Origin of the sequence: Intrasporangium sp., from assembly GCF_051961875.1 — a bacterium.
Classification (GTDB): Bacteria; Actinomycetota; Actinomycetes; order Actinomycetales; family Dermatophilaceae; genus Intrasporangium_A.
The window spans coordinates 1-2,821 of the sequence record NZ_JBQCCV010000298.1 but is presented as its reverse complement, the minus strand read 5'-3'; the positions used below and the strand labels follow the sequence as shown (position 1 = coordinate 2,821).

The window sequence follows — 2,821 nt, the reverse complement described above, 5'->3', positions numbered from 1 at the left end:
CCGAGGTCACCACGACCGAGCCCGAGGTCACGACGACCACGCCGCCGGTCACCACGACCACGACGGTCACCACGCCGCCGGTCACCACGACCACGACGAGCACCACGCCGCCGGTCACCACGACCTCGACGAGCACCACGCCGCCGGTCACCACGACCACGACGAGCACCACGCCGCCGGTCACCCCGAGCACGCCGACCACCACGCCGACGACGGACGAACCCGAGGTTGTCGCGCCGGACCACTCCGAGGAGACGCCCGAGGTCGTCAGCGGACTCGGGAGCGGCGCCCCCCACACGGGTGGCTCGGGCAACGAAGGGACCCCGACGAACGCGCTCGTCGGTGCCGGTCTGCTCTTTGCGGCGCTCGGCCTGTTCTCACGGAACGTGCTGGTGGGTCGCAAGGCCCAGTCCGACAGCACGAACTGAGCTCAGCGACATACGAACTCACCTCGCGACGTGGCTGCTAAAGGCCGCGCTCGTGACCTGACGCTACGCCCGCTCGGCGTCCTGGCCCTCCTGACAGGGGTATGGATCCTCGTGTTCCAGCCCCTGGGCCAGGCGCCGGCGGCACCGGCCACGGTCACGGCGCCCACGATCTCAGAGCCGACCAGGACGGCCGGCTCCACTCCCGCGAGCCGGCCCACCGCGTCGCCTGCGCCCACCGCCTCAGCCAAAGCGACCCCTGCCGGCCTGCCCTCGACGCACGGATCCTCCTGCCGCGCAGGCAATCCGGCCCGTCTCGTCATCCCTGCGCTCGACGTGAATGCGGCGTTCGAGCGCATCGGGCTTGACCAGAACGTCGCCCCGGACGCCGCCGGGCTGCGCCCCCTCGGCAACCCGGTCGACCGCCGGCACGCCGGCTGGTTCGCCGCGGGGCCGCAGCCCGGCTCCGGGCGAGGAACCGTCCTCATCAACGGCCACACCTACCGGAACGGGTCGGCGATCTTCAAGGAGGACTTCGCCGCACGGGTTCAGGCCGGCCAGCGCATCGACATGGTCCAGGCCAACGGGTCGACCTGCTCCTACCGCATCGAGCGGATCTGGCGCACCGTCGACTCGAAGCACGACTACCCGACCATCGTCTCCCGCGAGGGACTGTATGACGCGGCCGGGCCGGAGCGGCTCTTCCTCGCCACCTGCGGTGGACGCTGGAGCGACCGGATCCAGAACTACCTCGACATCAACATCGTCGTCGCGATCCCCGTGGATCGCTGAACGGGCGCGAGTCAGCGGCGACGGCGCCCGAGCAGCCACCCGACGACGAGCCCTGCGAGACCGGCGACGGTCAGCCCGGCGTAGCGCCGTGCCAGAACCGGCAGGACGGTGGCCCCGAGATCGATCACGTCGTCCTCGACCGGGCGGTATGCCGTTGAGCTCGCGCCGGAGGCCCCGCTCGCTCCCGACGTGATCGGCTGCCCGGCGTCTCGTGCTCCGGACAGCCCACCGTCACCGCGCTGGTCGGTCACGGAGACCGCGCCCGCATCGACCTCCGAGTCGCCGAGCTGCTCCGTCGGCCTGGAGGCAGGCGTCGGAGCAGGCCTGGTGCCCTCGCCCGAGGAAGCCGCGGACCCGGCCGGGACCGGGGCCGGGGTAGCGGCAGGCTCAGCAGTCGCCTGTCCGCCCGCCGCCTCACCCCCTCCGGCGAGCTGCTTCTCGATGCACGCGACGAACTGCCCGAGCAGCTTGTCCGAGACGTCCTGCATCACGCCCCGGCCGAACTGCGCCGGCTTGCCGGTGATCGACAGGTCGGTCTGGACGTCGGCGCGGGTGCCGCCGGCCTCCTCGCGGAGCTGGATCGTGACCGTCGCACCCGCCGTGCCGTTGCCTCGCTTGTCCTTGCCCTTCGCCTCGATGACCGCCCGCCGGGCCTGCTCGTCACGCTCGAGGAACGAGCCGGACCCGGCATAGAGCAGGGCGATCGGCCCCAGCTTGACCTTGACCGTCCCGGCGAACCCCTCTCCGCTGAAGTCGGTCACCGTCGCCCCGGGGAAGCACCCGCCGACGCGGTTCAGGTCCATGAAGAGGTCCCAGGCCTCCTCGACCCTGGTCGGCACGGTGAACGAGTGCTGCAGCTCCACCCGCGATCACGCCCCTGCCGCTGCGAGGACGGCGCGGCGGGTCAGCACCGTCGCCAGGTGCCGGCGGTAGTCCGCGTCACCGTTCAGGTCAGACGGTGGGTTCGTCCCCTCCGCTGCCTGGGCACAGGCCGCGCGGACCGCTTCCTCCGTGGCGGGCTGGCCGATGAGGGCCTCCTCGACGGCCCTCGCCCGCAAGGGCGTCGAGCCCATGTTGGTCAGGCCGACCCGTGCCTCGGCGATGGAGCCACCTTCGGCACGCACGGTCGCGCCGACGGCGACGATGGACCACTGGTGGCTGACCCGAACGAACTTCTCGTAGTGCGCCCCCCAGCCGGTGTGCTTCGGGATGCGGATCTGGGTCAGCAGCTCGTCGTCCGCGACGGCCGTTGTGAACAGGTCCTCGAAGAAGTCCGCTGCAGCGACGGTTCGCTTCGCGCCGTCCTGTCCGGCGATGACCAGCTCGGCGTCGAGCGCGAGGATGGGCGCGCCGATGTCCCCGGCGGGGTCGGCATGCACGAGCGCGCCCCCCACGGTCCCCCGGTGCCGGATCTGCGGATCCGCCACGGTCGCAACCGCTTTGGACAGCAGCGCGGCGTGGGTGGAGACGGCCTCGGAAGCGAGCACAGCGGCATATGTCGTCATGGCGCCGATGACGAGATGGTCGCCGTCTTCCGAGATCCCTTGGAGCTCGGCCACGTTGCCGAGGTCGACGACGACCGAGGGGGCGTTGAGGCGCATCCG

At 71.7% G+C, this 2,821-nt stretch carries 4 protein-coding genes; 1 reads left to right on the top strand and 3 read right to left on the bottom strand.

Annotation, left to right across the window (positions count from 1 at the left end; translation table 11 throughout):
• Window positions 1–313 (bottom strand): hypothetical protein (locus ACTHJJ_RS18490; RefSeq protein ID WP_440304416.1); only part of this gene is annotated, 313 nt, incomplete at its 3' end.
• 145 nt (window positions 314–458) lie between these two features.
• Here ACTHJJ_RS18490 and ACTHJJ_RS18485 point away from each other — a divergent pair.
• On the top strand, window positions 459–1,217 hold the full coding sequence (locus ACTHJJ_RS18485; protein WP_440304415.1) for a class F sortase: 759 nt from the start codon (window positions 459–461) through the stop codon (window positions 1,215–1,217).
• A gap of 11 nt (window positions 1,218–1,228) precedes the next feature.
• Here the strand turns inward: ACTHJJ_RS18485 and ACTHJJ_RS18480 are convergent, their stop codons facing one another.
• A complete protein-coding gene (locus ACTHJJ_RS18480; RefSeq protein ID WP_440304414.1) occupies window positions 1,229–2,080 on the bottom strand; it encodes an SRPBCC family protein in 852 nt (283 codons plus the stop codon).
• A gap of 6 nt (window positions 2,081–2,086) precedes the next feature.
• Window positions 2,087–2,821, bottom strand: a 735-nt coding sequence (locus ACTHJJ_RS18475) for an FAD binding domain-containing protein (protein WP_440304413.1), incomplete at its 5' end; no start/stop codon positions are given.